General features: G+C 69.6%; 20 protein-coding genes. 7 read left to right on the plus strand and 13 right to left on the minus strand.

The features are described 5' to 3' along the window. Window positions 1-143 precede the first annotated feature (143 nt). Window positions 144-674 carry a snapalysin family zinc-dependent metalloprotease gene (locus tag ACFO0C_RS34515; RefSeq protein WP_378070961.1) on the minus strand — a complete coding sequence of 177 codons (531 nt, stop codon included), beginning with the start codon at window positions 672-674 and terminating at the stop codon, window positions 144-146. Between the two features lie 632 nt (window positions 675-1306). On the opposite strand from ACFO0C_RS34515, the gene ACFO0C_RS34520 reads away from it, so the two are divergent. Both ACFO0C_RS34520 and ACFO0C_RS34525 read left to right on the plus strand, forming a co-directional pair. Beyond that, entirely contained in the window at window positions 1307-2065 is a 759-nt protein-coding gene (locus ACFO0C_RS34520) for a hypothetical protein (protein ID WP_378070962.1), read from the plus strand. After that, complete coding sequence (locus ACFO0C_RS34525) at window positions 2062-2520, plus strand: hypothetical protein (protein WP_378070963.1); 459 nt, start codon at window positions 2062-2064, stop codon at window positions 2518-2520. The genes ACFO0C_RS34520 and ACFO0C_RS34525 overlap by 4 nt, the downstream gene beginning before the upstream one ends. 431 nt (window positions 2521-2951) lie before the next feature. On the opposite strand, the gene ACFO0C_RS34530 is transcribed toward ACFO0C_RS34525, so the two are convergent. Beyond that, the gene (locus ACFO0C_RS34530; protein WP_378070964.1) at window positions 2952-3266 is read right to left on the minus strand and encodes a cold shock domain-containing protein; all 315 of its coding nucleotides are present in this window, start codon (window positions 3264-3266) and stop codon (window positions 2952-2954) included. Window positions 3267-3275: 9 nt separating this feature from the next. Continuing rightward, window positions 3276-3758, minus strand: coding sequence for a DUF4265 domain-containing protein (locus ACFO0C_RS34535; RefSeq protein WP_378070965.1), 483 nt, complete (start codon window positions 3756-3758; stop codon window positions 3276-3278). Window positions 3759-4085: 327 nt separating this feature from the next. Here ACFO0C_RS34535 and ACFO0C_RS34540 point away from each other — a divergent pair, with 327 nt between their 5' ends. After that, complete coding sequence (locus ACFO0C_RS34540; protein ID WP_378070966.1) at window positions 4086-4496, plus strand: response regulator transcription factor; 411 nt, start codon at window positions 4086-4088, stop codon at window positions 4494-4496. Between the two features lie 509 nt (window positions 4497-5005). Here the strand turns inward: ACFO0C_RS34540 and ACFO0C_RS34545 are convergent. Beyond that, window positions 5006-6094, minus strand: coding sequence for an NAD(P)/FAD-dependent oxidoreductase (locus tag ACFO0C_RS34545; RefSeq protein WP_378070967.1), 1089 nt, complete (start codon window positions 6092-6094; stop codon window positions 5006-5008). A 125-nt stretch (window positions 6095-6219) separates the two neighbouring features. Between ACFO0C_RS34545 and ACFO0C_RS34550 the strand changes: the two genes are divergently transcribed. Next, window positions 6220-7041, plus strand: a complete 822-nt coding sequence (locus ACFO0C_RS34550; protein ID WP_378070968.1) for a helix-turn-helix transcriptional regulator — start codon at window positions 6220-6222, stop codon at window positions 7039-7041. A gap of 181 nt (window positions 7042-7222) precedes the next feature. Here ACFO0C_RS34550 and ACFO0C_RS34555 read toward each other — a convergent pair whose 3' ends face one another. From ACFO0C_RS34555 to ACFO0C_RS34565, 3 genes are all read right to left on the minus strand, one after another. Continuing rightward, window positions 7223-8128 carry a phosphorylase family protein gene (locus tag ACFO0C_RS34555; protein WP_378070969.1) on the minus strand — a complete coding sequence of 302 codons (906 nt, stop codon included), beginning with the start codon at window positions 8126-8128 and terminating at the stop codon, window positions 7223-7225. Window positions 8129-8268: 140 nt separating this feature from the next. Next, on the minus strand, window positions 8269-9759 hold the full coding sequence (locus tag ACFO0C_RS34560; protein WP_378070970.1) for an SMP-30/gluconolactonase/LRE family protein: 1491 nt from the start codon (window positions 9757-9759) through the stop codon (window positions 8269-8271). Continuing rightward, window positions 9747-11516 carry a flavin-containing monooxygenase gene (locus ACFO0C_RS34565; RefSeq protein WP_378070971.1) on the minus strand — a complete coding sequence of 590 codons (1770 nt, stop codon included), beginning with the start codon at window positions 11514-11516 and terminating at the stop codon, window positions 9747-9749. The genes ACFO0C_RS34560 and ACFO0C_RS34565 overlap by 13 nt, the downstream gene beginning before the upstream one ends. A gap of 494 nt (window positions 11517-12010) precedes the next feature. On the opposite strand from ACFO0C_RS34565, the gene ACFO0C_RS34570 reads away from it, so the two are divergent. Beyond that, on the plus strand, window positions 12011-12478 hold the full coding sequence (locus ACFO0C_RS34570; protein WP_378070972.1) for a peroxiredoxin: 468 nt from the start codon (window positions 12011-12013) through the stop codon (window positions 12476-12478). A 276-nt stretch (window positions 12479-12754) separates the two neighbouring features. Here the strand turns inward: ACFO0C_RS34570 and ACFO0C_RS34575 are convergent, their stop codons facing one another. Next, window positions 12755-13318 carry a TetR/AcrR family transcriptional regulator gene (locus ACFO0C_RS34575; protein ID WP_378070973.1) on the minus strand — a complete coding sequence of 188 codons (564 nt, stop codon included), beginning with the start codon at window positions 13316-13318 and terminating at the stop codon, window positions 12755-12757. A 118-nt stretch (window positions 13319-13436) separates the two neighbouring features. Here ACFO0C_RS34575 and ACFO0C_RS34580 point away from each other — a divergent pair, with 118 nt between their 5' ends. Next, on the plus strand, window positions 13437-14456 hold the full coding sequence (locus ACFO0C_RS34580) for an aldo/keto reductase (protein ID WP_378070974.1): 1020 nt from the start codon (window positions 13437-13439) through the stop codon (window positions 14454-14456). A 1-nt stretch (window position 14457) separates the two neighbouring features. Then, window positions 14458-15321 carry an LLM class flavin-dependent oxidoreductase gene (locus ACFO0C_RS34585; RefSeq protein ID WP_378070975.1) on the plus strand — a complete coding sequence of 288 codons (864 nt, stop codon included), beginning with the start codon at window positions 14458-14460 and terminating at the stop codon, window positions 15319-15321. Between the two features lie 277 nt (window positions 15322-15598). Here the strand turns inward: ACFO0C_RS34585 and ACFO0C_RS34590 are convergent, their stop codons facing one another. From ACFO0C_RS34590 to ACFO0C_RS34610, 5 genes are all read right to left on the minus strand, one after another. Beyond that, window positions 15599-15862: a hypothetical protein gene (locus tag ACFO0C_RS34590; protein WP_378070976.1), complete on the minus strand. Its 264-nt coding sequence runs from the start codon at window positions 15860-15862 to the stop codon at window positions 15599-15601. A gap of 110 nt (window positions 15863-15972) precedes the next feature. Beyond that, entirely contained in the window at window positions 15973-16419 is a 447-nt protein-coding gene (locus ACFO0C_RS34595) for an OsmC family protein (protein WP_378070977.1), read from the minus strand. Window positions 16420-16429: 10 nt separating this feature from the next. Continuing rightward, window positions 16430-17929, minus strand: a complete 1500-nt coding sequence (locus ACFO0C_RS34600) for a multicopper oxidase family protein (RefSeq protein WP_378070978.1) — start codon at window positions 17927-17929, stop codon at window positions 16430-16432. Then, window positions 17926-18321, minus strand: coding sequence for a hypothetical protein (locus ACFO0C_RS34605; RefSeq protein WP_378070979.1), 396 nt, complete (start codon window positions 18319-18321; stop codon window positions 17926-17928). The genes ACFO0C_RS34600 and ACFO0C_RS34605 overlap by 4 nt, the downstream gene beginning before the upstream one ends. A 175-nt stretch (window positions 18322-18496) precedes the next feature. Continuing rightward, window positions 18497-18748: a hypothetical protein gene (locus tag ACFO0C_RS34610; RefSeq protein ID WP_378070980.1), complete on the minus strand. Its 252-nt coding sequence runs from the start codon at window positions 18746-18748 to the stop codon at window positions 18497-18499. Window positions 18749-18868: the final 120 nt, after the last annotated feature.

Consider the following 18868-nt stretch of genomic DNA (forward strand, 5'->3'; position numbering starts at 1 on the left):
CGGCCTTGCTTGCGGCCCCTTGCTTACGGCCCCTTGCTTGCGGCCTCGCTTGCGGCCTCGTTCTACCGCCTCGTTGCTACCGCCTCGTTGCTACCGCTTCGTTGCTACCGCTTCGTTTTAACCGCGAGGCCCTACTTCGTTGCTCATCTCCAGGCGAAGACCTGCGACGGTACGGCGACGGCGGCGCCCGCGAAGTTGTTGTTGACCGTGCGCGCCTCGGTGGCATTCGGGTTCGCGTTGGTGCAGCTCACCGGCGCGCTGCTGCCGGACATCAGGTCAGCGCACAGCCCGGTCCGCCGATCCGGGAGACCCAGGATGTGCCCGAACTCGTGCGCCGAGATCCGCGGCGGGTTGTAGCCCTGGTTGACCGCTTGGCGGCCCATGTACCAGTAGCCGTTGCCGAGCGAGCTGGAGTAGGTACGCGGCCAGCCGTTGTCGGCGTAGATCCGGATGTTCGGCGTACGACCGGCGGTCACCGGCAGCAGGCGAACGTTGGTGACGCTGTTGTTCCAGATCTGGGCACCCTGGTCGACGACCGCTTTGAACTCCTGCGCCTGGCTGGCGTCGTAATACAGGACGCGGGGCGCCGCGGTGGCGGGGGCGGCGGTGACCGCTTGCACGCCACCGAGGGCGAGAACGGCGAAGACGGCCGCCGCGATCTTGCGGATCAGCATGGCTTCCTCCGGGGGAACGGGGTTGAAGGACACCACCTTCCTATCGAGAAACGTCGATTAATGCGGCATATCGGTTCGGCCCTCTGCGTGGCGATATCGACACCACAGCAACCCACCCCCGGGCATGCCACCCAGCCGCGCCCGGCGAACCGGAAAGCCCACCCGGCGGCCGCATGCCCGGGCGTGCTGTGCGGCTGAGGCTGGTGCGCCGGGAAGTTCGCCCGGTGGCTTCGTGTCCGGGCGTGCTGTGCGGCTGAGGCTGGTGCGCCGGGAAGTTCGCCCGGTGGCTTCGTGTCCGGGCGTGCTGTGCGGCTGCGGCTGGTGGGCCGGGAAGTTCGCCCGGTGGCTTCGTGTCCGGGTGTGCTGTGCGGCTGCGGCCGGTGCGCCGGAATCCCGCTCGACGCCTCATGTCCGGGCAGCCATCCCGCCCGCCCGAGCCCGTTGGTGGTGCGCCCGCCCGTGTCGCGCGTCGCCCGTGCCCGTCGCGCTAGAGCGTCGCCCGCGCCGTCCGTGTCTGGGCCCGTGTGGTGCTCTTGCCGCCGGTCTCAGCCGGCCATGCTCCGATCTGTGGCCTCGTAGTCGGTGGCCTTGCGGGCGGTGGTGTCCTGGCCGTCCTCTGGTAGGAAGGGTGCGTGGCGGAACGCAAGATCGACGTGCTCACATTGCGGTGGTATGAGCCGGCCACCCGCTCTCCGGACATCGCGTCCCGCTGGCTGGAGGCCGCGCGCCGACACCTGCCGGAGGCGATGCCCCGCCGTTTCGGCGACGTGGAGCCACTGCGCGGACGCTTGGACCGCGACGGCGAGGACGGTTTCCGCCGGGGTCTCGCGGAGGCCGACACCCTCTTCGCCCTCGCCGGGAAGCCACCGGTCCACGCCGGAACTCTGTCGGCCCGCAGGCCCCGCCATTTCGGGCCGACCGTGTCCCACACCCTGCGGGTCGCGGTCGACCCGAACGACGAAAGGGTCCGCCGTTTCGCGCTGGCCCTGGCGCACCCGGACATGATCTACATGTCGGCATCGATGGCCGGCGGATACACCCTGGACGACGACGAGTTGTGGGGCCCACCCGAGCGCCCGGAGGAACCTTTCCTGGCGCCGCTCGGCGACTGGCTGGGCCTGCCCCCGGAGCCACCGTCCTGGTGCTGGTTCGGTCCCGCCTACACCCGCATCCTCTGCCGAATCTCTCTCGCGTCCCTCTCTTCGAGTCGGCAGTCCCGCCCTCGGGCCGGGGCCGTGGATTCCATCGGTGGGCTGCTCTGGACCGGTGGGCCGTGGGTGGAGGAACGTCTGCAGGCGCGCCTGTCCGAGGTGGATCCGGCCCGCCGCCACGCCCCGAAGATGCCTGGTGGCCTGCGCCGCAACCTGCTACAGATGCTGTTCAGCCGGTGACGGTGGACCTGTTCGAACTGCCGGCCCGGCTGGTCGGCCGGTATGCCGCAAAGTTCTTCGGCGACGACGGCCGCAACGATGAGGAACGTGTCGCCAGCCTGCGCGAGGATGCCTTCCGCCCGGTGACCGACGAAGTCGACTTCGTGCTCCGGCATCTCACCCGCTTCTTCACGTGGTGGACGGCCGGTTTCTTTTACCTGCCGGTCATCGTCGTGAGCGAGGTCGTGATGCTCCTGACCGCAGGCCACCATGTCGAGGTCGTCGGCTACGTCACCTGGTCGCCATTGGTCTTCATGATGTGGCTCGGCGCAATCCACGGTGTGAAGCTCCTCGTCGCCCACTACCTGTTCCCCGAGGGCTGGCACCCGAACACCCGCCTCCGGCACCTCCTCACGATGTCGCAGGTCCCCGACATCCTCCTGTCCATCCCGCTGACGTGGCTCTTCCTGCGCTGACCGGCCCTCCTCCGCCGTCCGGCTCGTCCTGCTTCGCCTGTCCGTGGCCTTCCGTCCGGTCCTCGCGCCTCGGCCCGCCTGCGGTCTTGTGCCCGGCCTGTTTGCCGTGGTCCGCTCGTGGCCTGTTGCCCAGCCTTGTTTGGCGTCCGCCTATGGCCTGTTGCCCGGTCTTCGTGCTGTGGTCCGCTCGTGGCCTGTTGCTCGGTCTGCTTGCTGTGGTCCGCTCGTGGCCTGTTGCTCGGCCTTCTAGCCGTAGTCCGCCTGCGTCCTGTTGCCGGGTCCCCTCGCCCTGGTTCGCTTGTCGGCCGTCAGCCGGGGCTTGCGTTGTGGACCGCCGCCCGGTTCCTGCGCTGGCCGATCGGCCCCAGTCGGCTCGCTTGCTGGTCTGGTCACAGCCCGGTTCGTGGTTTCCGTGCCGAGATCCTCCGGTGTCAGCCTTCTGCTGGTCCGGCTGTCGCCGCACCGGAAGGATCCAGGGCGGGCTCGCCTGCGGGTCTGATGGTCTCCGGGGTGTGGCGGTCCGGTTTCTGGCCCGCCGGCCAGAACCGGAAGGCGCGGAACGCATAGCCATCCTGACCGGCGGCCTCGAATTCCAGTTGGACCACCTGGCCGGTGGTGAAGGTCGCATAGCCGCGGACGGCGGCATTGCTGCGATGCGCCCAGCACCCGCCCGGCGTCTCGGTCGAGTCGAGGACGCCCCAGCTCTCGTCGTCGTGCCACTCCCGGACGAATGCGGTGATCGGCATCGGTTTCTCCTAACTGCGGAACGGCTCGACGTGGCTCCATTCCCAGGAAGCCCTGCCGGTATCCACATAGTCGCGAATGACCGGTTCCAGTGGGTCGAGTTCGACACCCGGTGGCACGTCGATCACCACGTGCCGGTCGCCACTCCACTCGCAACCCAGGCCGAGTTGCTCGACTGTCGACTCCACCCCGGTCCGCAGTGCCGTCGCCTCCTCTTCGGAGCACCGCGAGAAGTGCAGCCGGAACGCCTGATGCCCGGAGGAGCGGAGTAGCTGCCGCACCCGCCGCCGATGGGTGTCGAGGCCGACGACGTCGTTCAGCGCCAGCCCGTAGGCACGAAACGGTACACAGGCCATCGCCGCGGTGGTGCCGGAAGGCGGGGTGATCCAGACCTGTTCCATCTCGCCCGGCAACCCGAACGGCTCCAGATCGATCATGGCGGTGATATTCGACGGGGCCCGGCGCAGCGGCGCCTCGTGAACGATGTATCGCATGTGAGAATCCAAACCCGCAGTAGCTGCCATAAGCGAGCATATAGGACAAATTGCCCAATCGAGGTGCACTTAACCCCACCCCGGCTCGGTAGCTTGCTGGCATGTGCTGGCGCTCGACGCAGCGAAGACTCCGGCCATGACCCGTCACGCTCTCGCCGCGCGTCGGTGTGCCACCCTCCTCCTCTTCGCGGCCGCTGGATTCACCTACGCCATCCTGATCTTGATCTCCGTGACCTCGTCCGCCCTTATCCTGCGGCAGCCTCCGGTCAGCGCCGGCCCATCGCCGCGCTCGGGCGACGGCTCGCCCGCCGATGGGCCGGCCCCGCCGTGCCGGACGTCATCCGGACGCCGCCGCCTCTCCCACAGCGACACTCCGACGGCTGGTATCTCCATGGCGTCGGCCTCTACAAGGACCGGGTCCTCGGCCGCAACCAGTTCGCCGAGGTGGTCCGCCGGTTCGCAGCGGGTGGAACGGCCATGGATCCGCAGGTCATCGTCAAAATCCTGTCCTCCGGCGGCACGGTTTCTCCACTGGTCCGGCTCACCCCACGTGAACGCGAGGTCCTCGAGCTGATGGCCCAGGGCTGCTCCAATGCGGCCATCGCCCAGCGCCTCTTCCTCAGCGACGGCGCGGTCAGCAAGCACATCGCGGCCATCTTCACCACGCTGACCCTGCCCCCGTCCGACGACGACATCCGTCGTGTCATGGCGGTCCTTACCTTCCGCAATGCCGCCTGAGACCGTTAGACAGTCTGGCGCCGTTCGCTGATCTGAGACCGTTCGTCCACCTGTACCGCTCGTTGTCTGAGACCGTTAGTCGGTCTGGCACCGTTCGTTGGTCTGAGACCGTTCGTCCACCTGTACCGCTCGTTGTCTGAGACCGTTAGTCGGTCTGGCACCGTTCGTTGTCTGAGACCGTTCGTCCACCTGTACCGCTCGTTGTCTGAGACCGTTAGTCGGTCTGGCACCGTTCGTTGTCTGAGACCGTTCGTCTTTCTGGCACCGTTCGTCCGTCTCGCACCGTTCGTCCGTCTGGCACCGTTCGGTTGCCTGGGGCCGTTGGTCCGCCTGACTCCGCTCGTCCGCCCGATGCCCTATCACCGGCTTACACGCCCTGCCGTCCGGTCGCTCTCGGCGTTGCCCGACGTGATTGCCGATCCGCGGGTGCGACTGGGCGTGAACATGCCTGCGCTCGGTATCCCCGCCGGATGAGCTCGCGCCCGGAGGGCCGGGGGCCGTCCACCCGGTCAGCCGTGGCGCTGGGCCGCACCGAGCAGGCCCCGGTAGTGGTCCAGCAGGAAAGTGGACTTGAACTGGGCGGTCGCCTCGGCGTCGAAAAAGCCGAACTCCGGGGCATATCCGGCGCCGCCGGATGGGCCGAGGGTGAGGATCATGCCGTCCGGGAACGGCTCATACGTGGTGAGCGGACCACCCTCGATCAGGGCGCGGATGTTGTCGGCGGCCACCTCCGCCTGACGCCCGGCCGCCCGGCCCGTCTTCAGCTCCGGGGTGTCGTTGACGTCGCCGACGGCGAAGACCCGGTCGTGACCGGACACCCGGAGGTGCTCGGTGACCGTCAGCCGGCCGTCGGGCTGCCGGGCCAGGGCCAGCTCGGCACCGAGGTGACCGCCCGGAACCGTCGAGCCGTAACAGGGGAACCACAGATCGGCGGTGAGCTGCTCGCCGTTGCCGGTGGCCACTGTGAACGGCTGCACCACACCGGCTGGGGTGTCCGGCAGGGCGTCGAGTTTGGTGCCCAGAAGCAGCCGAACGCCCATCTTGTCGAGTTGCCGTAACAGCTCTGCCCGCATCTCGACGGTGAACCGGCCGCCCAGAAGCTCGGTTGCGGGGTCGATCACCGTCACAGGCTTTCCGGGCCAGGCCGCCGCGATCTCTCCGGCGAACTCCAGGCCGATCGGACCCGCACCGAGCAGCAACACCCCTGCCGATTGCTCCAGCGATGTGTGCAGCTCGCGGAGCCGCCCCGCCGCCTCGTCGCGCCCGGTGGCCTCGATGCGGGCGGGGAACGGACCGTCCGAACCGGTCGCCAGCACGACGAAGTCGGCCTCCACCCGGCCACCGGAGGCGAGGGTGACCAGGCCGGGGCGGACCTGGGTCGCGGTGTCCCGGAGCACGCGGCCCCGGGACAGCAGACCATCGAAGGGGAAGAAGATCTTGTCGATCCAGCGGGGATCGGCCACCGCGCGCAGGTGGGCGACGTGGTGCACGAATGTCTCCTTCGGCTCCACCAGCGTCACGTCCGCGATCTCGTCGAGCCTCCGGGACACCACGATCCCGGCGTAGCCGCCACCAACCACTACCACTTTCGAAGCCATGTCGAGCCTCGCCTTTCCTCGGGTCGTCTCGACTCTGGCGCGTCCGGCGGAGGTTAGGGAGGCCGTGTCAAGGCTGGTAGTAGGAGGGCCACCTTCGCGGTCGTCGGCGTGGCTAGGGTCGGGTCATGAGCGAGAACGAGCTGGGCGTCTTCCTGCGGGCCCGGCGGGCGGAGGTGACGCCCGCCGAGGTCGGACTGCCTTCGGGAGGCCGCCGGCGCACACCAGGTCTGCGCCGCACCGAGGTCGCGATGCTCGCCGGCATCAGCCCGGAGTATCTGACTCGCATCGAGCAGGGCCGTGACCGGCATCCGTCGCCACAGGTGCTGGCCGCACTGGCCGGCCCGTTGCGGCTGACCGCCGCGGAGCGTGCCCACCTCTACCGGCTGACCAGGACGTCCCCGGTGAGTTGCGGCCGGTTGACGACGGCTCCGGCTCGCAGCGTGCGGGAGGGTCTGCGCGCGATCCTGGCGCAGCTGGAGCCGGCCGCGGCGATGCTGGTCAACCAGGTCGGCGACGTGCTGGCGTTCACGGCGGGTCTGCGCAGCCTGGGTGGGCCGATCGGTCTGCTGGAGGGCGATCCGCCAAACTTGACCAGATACGTGTTCGCCGACCCGCGGGCCCGGAGGGCCTTCCCCGACTGGTCGCAGGTGGCCGACGAACAGGTGGCGGCGCTGAAGGATGGTCCGCTCCGACCAGAGTTCGCTGCCGAGCTGACGGCGCTGGTGGGGGAGGAGTTCACGGAGCGGGCCGAGCGAGTGCCGGGCCTACCCCGCGCCCACGGCCTTCTTCGGCTGAACCATCCTGAGGCGGGCCCGCTCCGGTTGTCCTTCGAGACCATGGTCCTCCCCGGTGACCACGGCCTGCGCCTCATGGTTCAGCTCCCCGCCGATGAGCCAACTGCCGAGGCGCTACGCAGGATATCTCCGTTGCGCCTGGTCGCCGGCTGACCTACCGGCCGGGTTCACGGTGTGCCGCTGGACGGTCGCATGGGCCAGTCCTGCCGTGCGGATCGACTTCGCCGAGCAGAGGCCGAGCTGTTGCCGAGTTGAGGCCGGGCGAGCTGCTGCGGTGTCTGCGCATGATGCCGCGGTGGTACCTCGGTGGCTTGAGGGTGTGGTTGGACGAGTGTCAGCCGAATCTTCGGAGGTGGGGGATGAGCGTGAGGATTGCTGTGGCCGTGTTTGCGGCGGCCAAGGCACGGAAATCGCCGGCCGCGGGCCGCCGGGTGTTGGCGCGGTTGGCAATGCCGAGTACCGCCAGGCAGTCGAGTGGCGCGGTGCGTCGGTGGATGGCCTGTACCAGCTCGGCGAGCGTCGTCTCGACGGCGAGTGCGGTGCCGGTGACCGGGTCGTGGACGGTTGCCTGGCTGGTTCGGGTTTCCGGGGCGGTTTCGGTGGCCGCGTTGATGATCTCGGTGATCTCGGTGCTGATCAGACCGCGGTGCAGCCGGAATGGCACACCGTATGGGCTGGGCACGTCGTTGCCCTGGTGGGCGAGGAAGCTGTCGAGGCGGTGTCCGAGGGCGGAGGGGATCGGCTGGCCGTGCCTGCGGGTGCCGCGCGGGGTATCCGGCCGGGACTCGTCGGAGATGACCACGTCGCCGATGCGTACCTGGTCGGCCAGACCGCCGCCGATGCCTACCAGCAGTACCGTCGACGGCTGGTAGGCCTCGATCATCGTGGTGTGCCTGGGAGTTCCGGCCGGGTCGGGGAGTTGTTCAGAGCTGCGACCGACATGTCCGGAGCCTTTGGTGGCGGGCCCGGAAACCGGTGTCTGGGCTGCGGCGATTCGCATAGGTCCGTTGTCGCTGTGCAAGGTTGCCTCGTGGGCCAGCGTTCCGGAGACGAGCCGCACCTGACGGTGTCTCGGCAGGCGCTGGAGCGCAGCCGTGACGGCTTGTGTCTCCTCCTCACCCAGGGTCAGGACCACGATGTCGGCGCGACCGCGTGACTGCCTGAAGGCTCCGGTGTTGGTGTACAGGTCACGCCTGCCTGAATTCAGATAGAAGTCCTCTGGTCCGCCGTCGGGCCTCAACGGTCCCTCCGGTGAGCCGTGTTCGAGGACGGACGTTGCTGCCGAGTGAGTCCGAAGGGTGGGTGGATCACATGCACTCCCTCAGCGCCGGAGTGTCGGAATCTCACGATAAGTGTGGATCTGGGATCCCGACAATTCGGCTAAGGAGTGAATTGGAGGCGCAGGACGCTGCCGTCGGCGGATCCGCCGAGGTAGACGGTGCCGTCGGGGCCGGTGGCGAGGGCCGCGAATTGGCACGGCACGCCGGGCAAGCCTTCGATGGACAGCGCCGGCTGTGTGGGCCGGGGCACGGCGACGGGCAGGTCCTCGACGAGGACGTGTATCCGCTGGTCGGCGCCGACGTGTGTGGTGGTGTCGGGGGTTGCGTCGAGGCCGAGGGCCAGGAGACGGCGGCGGCCGGCCTCGGCGATCAACAATCGGTTGCCGCTGACGGTGAGGCCCTGTGGAGCCTGCAAGCCGTCCGATACGAGTACGGGCTTTCCCTCGTCGAGGCGGTAGACGGCTCCGTGCGACTCGTCGGAGACGTAGCAGCGGCCTTCGGTGTCGAGGGTGATGTCGACCGGCCTGCCCAGACCGTCGGCCAGCACCGTCAGCGTGTCATCGGGGGCGATCGCCAGCACGCGACCGGCGCCCGCTTCGGCGATGAGGAGGGTGCCGTCCGGGCGTACCGTGAGGCCCTGGGGTTGATCGAGGTTCTCGGCGCGGATCGAGCCGCCGAGAGTCATCACCTGCCCGTATTGGGAGGTGAAATGCAGGTCGTCGCCGGAGGTGGCGACCGCGTGGGCGAACGGCAGGAAGGCGCCGTCGAGCCGGTAGTGATCGGCGACGTGCAGGACGCCCGTCCCGTCGACGGCGATGCCGTAGGGGCCGGCCAGCCCGCGCGGCACCACCTCGCGCAGGCCGCCGTCGGGCAGGACCTCGGTGATGCCACCGCTGCTGAAGCTGGAGACGAACATCCGGTTGGCGTCGTCGAAGGCGGCGTTGTCCAGGCCGGGGATGCCGGTGACGATCTCCGTTCGCTGGTCGCCGTCGATGCGCGTGATGGTTCCGGCCTCGTCGATCGACAGCACGTAGAGCACGCCGTTGCGGTCGAAGCGGACCGCCACAGCCTGGGCGACCTCGGCGATCAGCGTGGGGGTGCCACCGTCGGGTCCGACGCGGTAGACCTCGCCGGGGAACATGTGCGGGTAGTAGAGGTCCCCGTCGGGGCCGGCCTGCATCGCGTTGCCCAGCATCAGGCCCTCGGCCAGCACCTTCGGCGGGTCGGCCAGTTCGAGGACGCGGCCGCCGGGCACCATCTCGTTGACGAAGATCCGGTTGCCGACGGCGGCGATGCCGTTCGGATTGTGGAGGCCGTCGGCCGCGACGGTGAGGTCTCCGGCCGGGGTTCGGCGCCAGACCCGGCCGGGGGCGACATCGTTGATCCACAGGTTGCCGTCGGGGTCGAAGACCAGGTCGTCCGGCGATTGGAGCGGACCGGCGGGCCCGATGACGACCTCGACCTCACCGGTCGTGACGTCGACCGCGCTGACCCGGCCGGGCAGGTATTCGGCGACCCAGAGGCGGCCGTCGGGGCCGAAGGTGATCCCGTTCGAGCCACGCAACGGGGTGGCGGCGATCAGTCGTTCCACAGGACCTGCTCCCAGCTTCCGTCGGTGCGCCATGCGCGCAGCAGCTCATGAAACGCGATCGGCCCCGGCCCGAAGGAGAAATTCATGGGGAGAGGGCTGCCCTCGTTGTTGTAGTAGCCGGGCGTGCATTCGCTGAGGAACGCGAAACTGTCGCCGGCCGTCGCGTCCATGGTGGCGGCCCACGCGTCCTCGGCCGCGAGCGTCGGCTCGATCCGGCGGGCGCCGCGGTTCTCCGCCTCGCCGACGAGAGCCCCGATGTGGATGGCCTGCTCGTGGAGGATGTGCACGAAGTTCACGGCGTTGGCGTTGTGCACCGGGCCCAGCTGGAACAGGTTCGGAAAACCGTGACAGGAGAAGCCGTGCAGCGTACGGAAGCCGCTCGCCCAATGCTCGAAGATGTGTTTCCCGCCGCGCCCGTACACCTGCAGGTTTCCGGAGAGGATGCCGGAGATCCCCACCTCGAACCCGGTGGCGAAGATGACGCAGTCCACCTCGTATTCGTCGTCCCCGACGACGATCCCGGCCGGTGTCATCCGTGTGATGCCGCCGTGCCCCGACGTGTCGACGAGCGTGACGTTGGCCCGGTTGAAGGTCGGAAGGTACTCGTCACTGAAGGTGGGCCGCTTGCACATGTAGCGGTACCAGGGTTTGAGCAGCTCGGCGACGGCCGGATCGGTGACCACCGCGTCGACGCGGGCGCGGATGCCGTTCATCGTGGCGAAGTCGGCGAGTTCGAGTTCCTCCTCGGTCAGCTCCGCCCGCGTGCCGCTGAGGAAGGTGCGCTGCAACCTGGCGGTGGCGGTCCATCGGTCGTCGATCAGATCCACGTCGGCGTGGCCGCCGGTCACGACGGTGAGGAAGTTGTCCATCCGTTCCCGCTGCCAGCCGGGACGCACACTGTCCAGCACCGCCGCGTCGGTGGGCCGGTTGTCGCGCGCGTCGACCGACGACGGGGTCCGCTGGAAGACGTAGAGGTGTTCGGCGTCCCGCCCGAGGTGCGGCACCACCTGGATCGCGGTCGCCCCGGTGCCGACCACCGCGACCTTCTTGTCGGTGAGCCCGGTGAGCCCGCCGCTCTGGTCGCCGCCGGTGTAGGCGTAATCCCACCGGCTGGTGTGGAAGGTGTGCCCGCCGAACTCCTCGATGCCGGGGATCCCTGGCAGTTTCGCCTGGGTGAGCAGCCCCGACGACAGGACCACGTAACGCGACCGGAACTCGTCGCCCCGATCGGTGGTGACGGTCCACTCGGCGGTGTCGTCGTCCCAGCGCAGCTCGGTGACCCTGGTGTGGAAGAGAGCGTGCTGATAGAGGTCGAAACGCTTTCCGATGGCCATCGCGTGCCGGCGGATCTCCTCACCGGGTGCGTACCGCCATTTCGGGACGTAACCCACCTCCTCCAGCAGCGGCATGTAGACCGTGGCCTCGATGTCGCAGTGGATGCCGGGATACCGGTTCCAGTACCACGTCCCGCCGAAGTCGCCGGCCTCGTCGACCATGCGCAGGTCCTGCAGCCCGGCCTGCCTCAGGCGCGCCCCGGTGAGCAAGCCGCCGAAGCCACCGCCGACGACCGTCGCGTCGACCCGGTCGGTCACCGGAGCCCGTTCCACACGCTCGGTGTAGGGGTCCTTGGCGTAGTAGCCGAACTCGCCGGTCGTCTGCCGGTACTGCCCTCCGCCGTCCGGCCGTATCCGCCGGTCTCGTTCGGCCCGATACTTCGCGCGCAGGGAGGCGATCTCGTGCGGGGTGAAGGTCGGCACCCAGACAGTCAAAACATAGTGACGTACATGAATCAAGCATTTTTCTTACCCGGGTCTGTGGCAGGCTCGCGTCTCCTGGACAGGTAGGGGGCATGGACCAACAAGAGCGGTTCCGGGCGGTGCACCGGAACACCTACGCTGACCTGGCTGTTCGCCGGTGCTGCCGCCACGGTTCAGGGTGCGGTCGCGGCCGTCGGGCCGCAGTGCGGCTCAATCGTGGTGCCGTCCGCTGTTCCGGCGCTGGTGCCGGGCGCGACCGGGCAGGCCGAGGTCCGCCTCGTTAACGGCACCGTCGTCCGGCCAGTGTTAAGAACGGCTGGTGGACTGCCTGGTGGCCGGGTCCCGAGGGTGGTGAGGTCGACGTCTTCTCGGTGGTTGTCCACACCGGCGGCAGGATCGCCACGCACCGTCCCCCCGACATGCCGTGATGCCTGGCCCGGTCGCGGCCGTCACAGTGGCAATGACCCGGCGGACGACACACGTAGGATCCGTCGATGAGCATCGGCAAAGGTGACATCGCGCCCGACTTCGAACTGCCCGACCAGGACGGTACGCCGCGCCGGCTGACCGACCTGGTCGCGGACGGCCCCATCGTCCTGTTCTTCTACCCCGCGGCGATGACCCGGGGATGCACCGCGGAGGCCTGCCATTTCCGTGACTTGGCGGCGGAGTTCCGCGCGGCCGGTGTGCAGCGTGTCGGCATCAGCCGTGACCCGGTCGCCAAGCAGAAGGAGTTCGCCGAGGCGCACACCTTCGACTACCCGCTGCTGTCCGATCCTGATCTCGTCGCCATCACCGCCTACGGCGTGAAGCGCAAGCTCAACCTCGGCCCGCTGAGCACCAAGCGGATGACCTTCGTGATCGGGACGGACCGCAAGATCCTGGATGTCATCCACAGCGAACTCGACATGAACCAGCACGCGGCGCAGGCGCTGAAGGTGGCCGCGGCGGCCAAGGCCTGACGGTGGCCGCCGCGGCCAAGGCTTAACCGTCGCCGACGGTGGTCGCCGGGGCCACGGTGAGCGGCGGTGGTTGTCAGGGTGGGGGTCTGACGGTGGTCGCCGGGGCCGCGGTGAGCGGCGGTGGTTGTCAGGGTGGGGGTCTGACGGTGGTCGCCGGGGCCGCGGTGAGCGGCGGTGGTTGTCAGGGTGGGGGTCTGACGGTGGTCGCCGGGGCCATGGTGAGCGGCGGTGGTTGTCAGGGTGGGGGTCTGACGGTGGTCGCCGGGGCCTGACGGACTACGTCCCGGTGGGCGTGCGCAGGCCCGCCACCAGGAATCCGACCATGCGGCGGGCGTCGTAACGGGAGTCTCCGGCATCCCCGATGCAAAGGTTGCCGACGCCCCGCATCAACTCCAGCGCGCCCACGTCGGGCCGGACCTCCCCGGCTTCGGCGGCCGCTTCTAGCAGGCGGGCGCAGACCGGCAGGAGCCGGTCCAGAAAATACGCGTGGAGGCGCTCGAACGCGGCGTCGTCGGAGTTGACGGCTTCGGCGAGGCCGTGTTTGGTCACCAGGAAGTCGACGAACAGGTCGATCCAGCCGGCGAGGGCGGCGTGCGCGGTGTCGCTGCTCGCGAGCAGGGCCGGGCCCGCCTCGGCGCACGCCTCGATCTGATGGTGATAGACGGCGACGACCAGATCGGCCCTGGTCGGGAAATGCCGGTAGATCGTGCCGACCCCGACTCCGGCCCGTGCCGCGATGTCCCGTACCGGCACGTTGACGCCGGAGGCGATGAAGGCCGCGGCCGCCGCCTCCAGGAGCGTCGCCTGATTGCGGCGCGCGTCGGCCCGCTTCTCCACCACTGAACTGTTACCCCCGTCACGCCTCTTGGTAAACGGAACATCGTTCCGTATGTTGGGTTCAGGCCCGGAACCATGTTCCGCTTAGGCCCAGCATGCCAGATACCCAGGAGGAACGACCATGCAGTACCGCAGTTTGGGCCGTACCGGCGTCCAGGTCAGCACCCTGGCGCTCGGCGCGATGAACTTCGGCACGATCGCACGGACCACCCCGGAAGACGCCGGCGCGATCATCGACGCCGCGCTCGCCGCCGGCGTCAACCTGATCGACACCGCCGACATGTACAGCCAGGGCGAGTCGGAGCAGATCGTGGGCAAGGCCATCGCCGGCCGCCGCGACGACATCGTGCTGGCCACCAAGGCCACCCTGCCGATGGGTGAGGAGCGCAACCACCAGGGCGGATCCCGCCGCTGGTTGGTCACCGCCCTCGACGACAGCCTGCGCCGTCTCGGCGTCGACCACGTCGACCTCTACCAGATCCACCGCTGGGACCCGGCGACCAGTGACGAGGAGACGCTGTCGGCGCTGACCGACCTCCAGCGGGCCGGCAAGATCCGTTACTTCGGCTCCTCGACGTTCCCCGCCTACCGCATCGTGCAGGCGCAATGGGCGGCAAAGGAAAACCATCTCGGCCGGTACGTGACCGAGCAGCCCAGCTACTCGGCGCTCCAGCGGGGCATCGAGAGCCACGTGCTGCCGGCCACCCAGGAGTACGGCATGGGCGTGCTCGCCTGGAGCCCGCTGGCCTCGGGGTGGCTCTCCGGTGCGATCCGTGCCGGCCAGGAGATCACCACCTACCGTTCCGGCCTGCTGCGGCAGCGCTTCGACCTGACCGTCCCGGCCAACCGCGCCCGCCTCGACGCCGTCGAGCAACTCGTCAAGGTCGCCGACGGGGCCGGCCTCACCCTGATCCAGCTGGCGCTCGGCTTCGTCACCGCCCACCCCGGTGTGACCAGCGCGATCATCGGGCCGCGCACCCTGGACCACCTGCATTCCCAGCTTGCCGCGGCCGACACGGTGCTGTCCGCTGACGTCCTCGACGCGATCGACGCGATCGTGCCACCCGGTCTCGACCTCGCACCCGACGAGAAGATCGACACGCCGCCGTCGCTGCTCGACGCCTCCCTGCGGCGCCGCTGACATGGCCCGTTTCGGCATCATGACGGCGCCGATGCAGGTCGGCTACCCGGAGATCCAGCGGGTGTGGCAGGAGGCCGACGGGATCGCGGAGATCGAGCACGCCTGGCTGTTCGACCACCTCATGCCGATCGGCGGCGACCCGGACGGCCCGGCCTTCGAGGGCTGGACGCTGCTGTCGGCGCTCGCCGCGCAGACCCGCCGGCTTCGTCTCGGCCTGCTCGTGACCAGCAACCGGTTCCGGCCGCCGGCGATGCTCGCCAAGATCGCCACCACGGTCGACATCGTCTCCGGCGGGCGTCTCGACTTCGGCATCGGCGCCGGGTCTCGGCCCAGCCACCCCGCGGCCCGGCGGGAGTACGAGGCACACGGCCTGCCCTACCACGACTTCGCACGCTCGGTGGCGGCTCTCGCCGAGGCGTGCACGGTGATCCGGAGACTGTGGACCGCGGAGGGGTCGTTCGACTTCCACGGTGAGCACGTGCGGGTCACCGGGGCGTTCGGCAACCCGAAGCCGGTGCAGCGGCCGCATCCGCCGATCGTGATCGGCGGGCGTTCGTCGGCGCTGCTGCGGGTGGTCGCCGATCATGCCGACGTCTGGAACGTTCCGGGCGGCGACATCGCCGACGTCGTCAGCCGGAGCGCCCTGCTGGACCGGTACTGCACGGAGATCGGCCGCGACCCGGCCTCGATCGTCCGTTCCATCCATCTGCCGGTCTCCTACGACCGGCCCGGCGACACTCGCGACGCGATCCGCGCCGCACTCGACGCCGGCTTCGGGCACGTGGTGCTGGGGCTGCCCGCGCCCTACCCGCCCGGCGTCGCCGGGTGGGCCGCCGACAAGTTGATCACCAGAGCCGCGAGCTGAGCCCGAGCGGAACGTGAGACCGCGATGCGGGCCGGGATGGCGGAAGCGGAAGGTAATGCCGCGAGACGGGCCGTGACGAGGCAGAAAGACAAGGCCGCGCGGAAGCGGAGCGTGAGACCGCGGAAGGGGAGGCGGCGGAGGGGAGAGACAGCGGAACGTGAGACAGCGGAAGGGGAGGCCGCGGAACGGGAGGCCGCGTAAGGGAGGCCGCGGGAAGCGGAGACCGCGCAAGGGGGAGGCCGCGCGGGAAGGGTGAAGGGTCGGCCCGGGGGAGCGGTCAGGCGACCAGGGCCCAGTGCCGGCGGCGCGGCGGGTAGAGCAGGGCGACCGTGTCGAGGGCCCAGCGCATCCGGGGCAGGGCCAGCTCCGGGTGGTCACCGAACTCGGCGGCCACGTCGGCGGCGCAGGCACGGGTGCCGCCGTGTGCGCGGACCGCGGCGCGGATGGCCTCGTCGACGACCTCGAAGGCCGGGCTGCTGCCGGTGGCCAGACCGGTGGTGAACAGCGCCTCGGCGCGGGCGGCGGACAGGATGGTGGTCATGGTGGCTCTCCCTCCGGGTGAACGTGCTCTACAGGTGAGGAGACAGGCCGGCGACCGGTGATTCATCGCCGGCCTGTCAGAAATCCGAACCCCGCAGGGCCGCGAACGGTTCAGGCCGGTTCGTGCCGGACCGGGAAGTTCACCGAACGGGCGATGTAGCAGAGCTTGTGGGCACGCTCGTGCAGGCCCGGCAGCAGGCCCGCCCGCGACGGGTCCTCCAGCGTCACCCGCGGGTGCAGCACGACCTCCTCGAACGCGCCTCCACCGTCGGCGGCCTCCACCATGACGCCGGTGGGCGCGTCGGAGTAACCGGTGACGACCACGCCGTCGGCGGCGCACAGGTGAAGGAACCACAGCATGTGGCACTGGGCCAGGGAGGCGACGAGCAGCTCCTCCGGATTCCACCGGGCCGGGTCACCGCGGAACGCCGGGTCGGAACTACCCGCGATCGGGGCCTTCCCGGCGGCGGTGACCTCGTGGGCCCGCTCGTACGACCGGTACGAGCGGGTCTCCCCGGACCAGCTCACCATCACCTCGTAGTGGTGCGAACGCCCCATCGGAATCTCCTCAAACGATGTCGAAGTTGGCCATCATCGCCATGTCCTCGTGTTCGAGATTGTGGCAGTGCAGCATGTACCGGCCACGGTGCCCGGTGAAGTCGACCAGCACCTGGACCGTCTCGTACGGGCGGACGTCGACAGTGTCCTTCCACCCCGCGTCCCCGGGTTCCGGACCGTTGACACCACGCGACAGCACCTGGAAGTGCGCCATGTGCACGTGGACGGGGTGATGGAAGTCGCTGGTGAACCGCCACAACTCGACCGTGCCCTCCCGGACCGAGCAGATTGTCGCGGCGGGATCGTACGGCTGATTGTTGATCGTCCATCGACCACCGCCGAACCGGAAGTCGAACCGCCTCTCGGCGACCGCTCGCGTCCGGTCCAGGGTCTCGGGCGTGGCGAGCGTGGCCGGGATGCGGCTGTCGTCGGCCGCCGGCCCGGTGATCACGAAGCGCATGACGTCGGCCGTCGGCCCCTCACCGAGGGTGTTGGTCATGGTGACCTCGGTGCCGGCCGGGAGACCGGTGAAGTCGGCGATGACATCGCTCCGTTCGCCCGGCGCGAGCAGCACGTCCTCCCGTGGCAGGGGTGCCGAGAGCAGGCCCGCGTCGCTGCCGATCTGGGTGATCGTCCCGGCCGACAGCGACAGCCGGTAGCGGCGGGCGTTGGAGCCGTTGACCAGGCGCAGCCGGTGCCGGACGGCGGGGACCTCGGCGCGCGGCCATGGTGCGCCGTTGACCAGGATCACGTCGCCGAAGATGCCGGCGTGGAAGAGCCCGTCGGCGCCCGGATGCGTCATGTCGCGCTGCGGGTACTTCAGCGAGCCGTCGGCGGCGAACGACCGGTCGCAGATCATCAACGGCAGGTCACGGTCGCCGCGGGGCAGTGGCAGCGCCGCCTCGACCTCGTCGGTGATCAGGAACAGTCCGGCCAGGCCGCGCCACACCTGCGGGCCGGTGAAGTCCATCCGGTGGTCGTGGTACCAGAGGGTGGCCGCCCGCTGCGTCATCGGATAGGTGTAGTCACGGGTGGTGTCGTGGTGGCGGCCGGAGGCGCCGTGGTGACCCGGCGGGGCGGGGGAGTAACCGGCCGGAAGGATCAGGTCGGTCGGGAAGCCGTCCGACCCGGCGGGTGTGACACCACCGTGCAGGTGCGTCGACGTCGGCACCGGCAGCTCGTTGCGCACCGTGACGACCATCCGGCGACCCCGGCGCCCGCGGAAGGTGGGACCGGGGAAGACGCCGTCGTACCCCCAGATCTCGGTGGTCGTGCCGGGGATCAGCTCGACCCTCGCGACACGCTGGGTGACCAGGTAGTGGTCGGTGTCTGCGGTGACCCGCACCGGGCGGGCCACCGGCGGAACCGGCAGCGGCACCTGGAACCGGCCGGGCAGCGGCAGGTCGCTGGCCAGCAGCTCACCGGTGCCGGGGCCGTCGACCGGGCGGGAGCAGCCCGCCAGTGCGGCCGCGCCGGCCAGGGTGAGCACACCGCGGCGGGAGACCCTCATGCGGTCACCCGCCGGGGCCGGTAACTGAGCGACCACCAGACGAAACCGCCGGTAAGGGCCAGGATCGACGCGCCGAGCGGGATGTGGAAACCGACCAGGCGGGCGAACCCGATGCCGACCTGGATCGCGACCATCCACCACAGGACGGCGCTGAGCAGGATCGGCCACCACGGGCCACGGCCGGGACGGAACAGCAGGACCGTGGCGACGCCGAGAGCCATCACGGTCAGCACCAGGACGGAGCCGTTGACGCTGTGTGCGGTCAGGTAGCCGACGTGGCCGCTGATGAAGCCGCCGGCCAGAGCGGCCTGCAGCAGAACCTGGAGCAGAGTGACGATCGCGAGGACCCGGACCAGGGCGATCGGCCACCGGCGGGGCTGGATTGTGGACACACCGGAAGGCTATTTTCCAGGGGGAACGCCCGGATCCGGTGCGAGCCCTGAACGCGACCCCGGTATTTCCGGGCGGTCGCGTCGCCCAGCGGGGTAGTGCGTCTCAGGGATGACCCTGACCAGAGACGGACCTGACCCGCCCACCGGGGGTGAGCGGGTCAGGGACGCGGGTGACTCAGCGGAACCGGCCGAGGGGCAGCTTGTCGAGGACCTGCTGCCAGCGGCTGCGCGAGCGGCGTGCCTGGACGTACTTACGGCCGCCGATCACACCGGCCGCGGCGACGGCCGCCACGGCTAGCGCGGTCGCCGAGGACGCCACCGGGCGCTTGCGGACCGGCTCCACCACGTTGTTGATCTTCTCCTGAGCCGCGGTCGCGCCGTTGGCGAGGTTCGGCCGGGCGCCCACGGTGCTGTCATAGGTCGTCATGTCTACGCCTCCTTGCGATCGGGCCTTCCGGACCTGGTTATGCCCGCTCATCCGGTTCCTAACCGTGACCCGGGTCGCTCCAGGGGTGTACCGGCAGGGCCTCCCTCGACGGTCCGCGCC

This window comes from Actinoplanes subglobosus (genome assembly GCF_042650585.1).
GTDB classification, from domain to species: domain Bacteria; phylum Actinomycetota; class Actinomycetes; order Mycobacteriales; family Micromonosporaceae; genus Actinoplanes; species Actinoplanes subglobosus.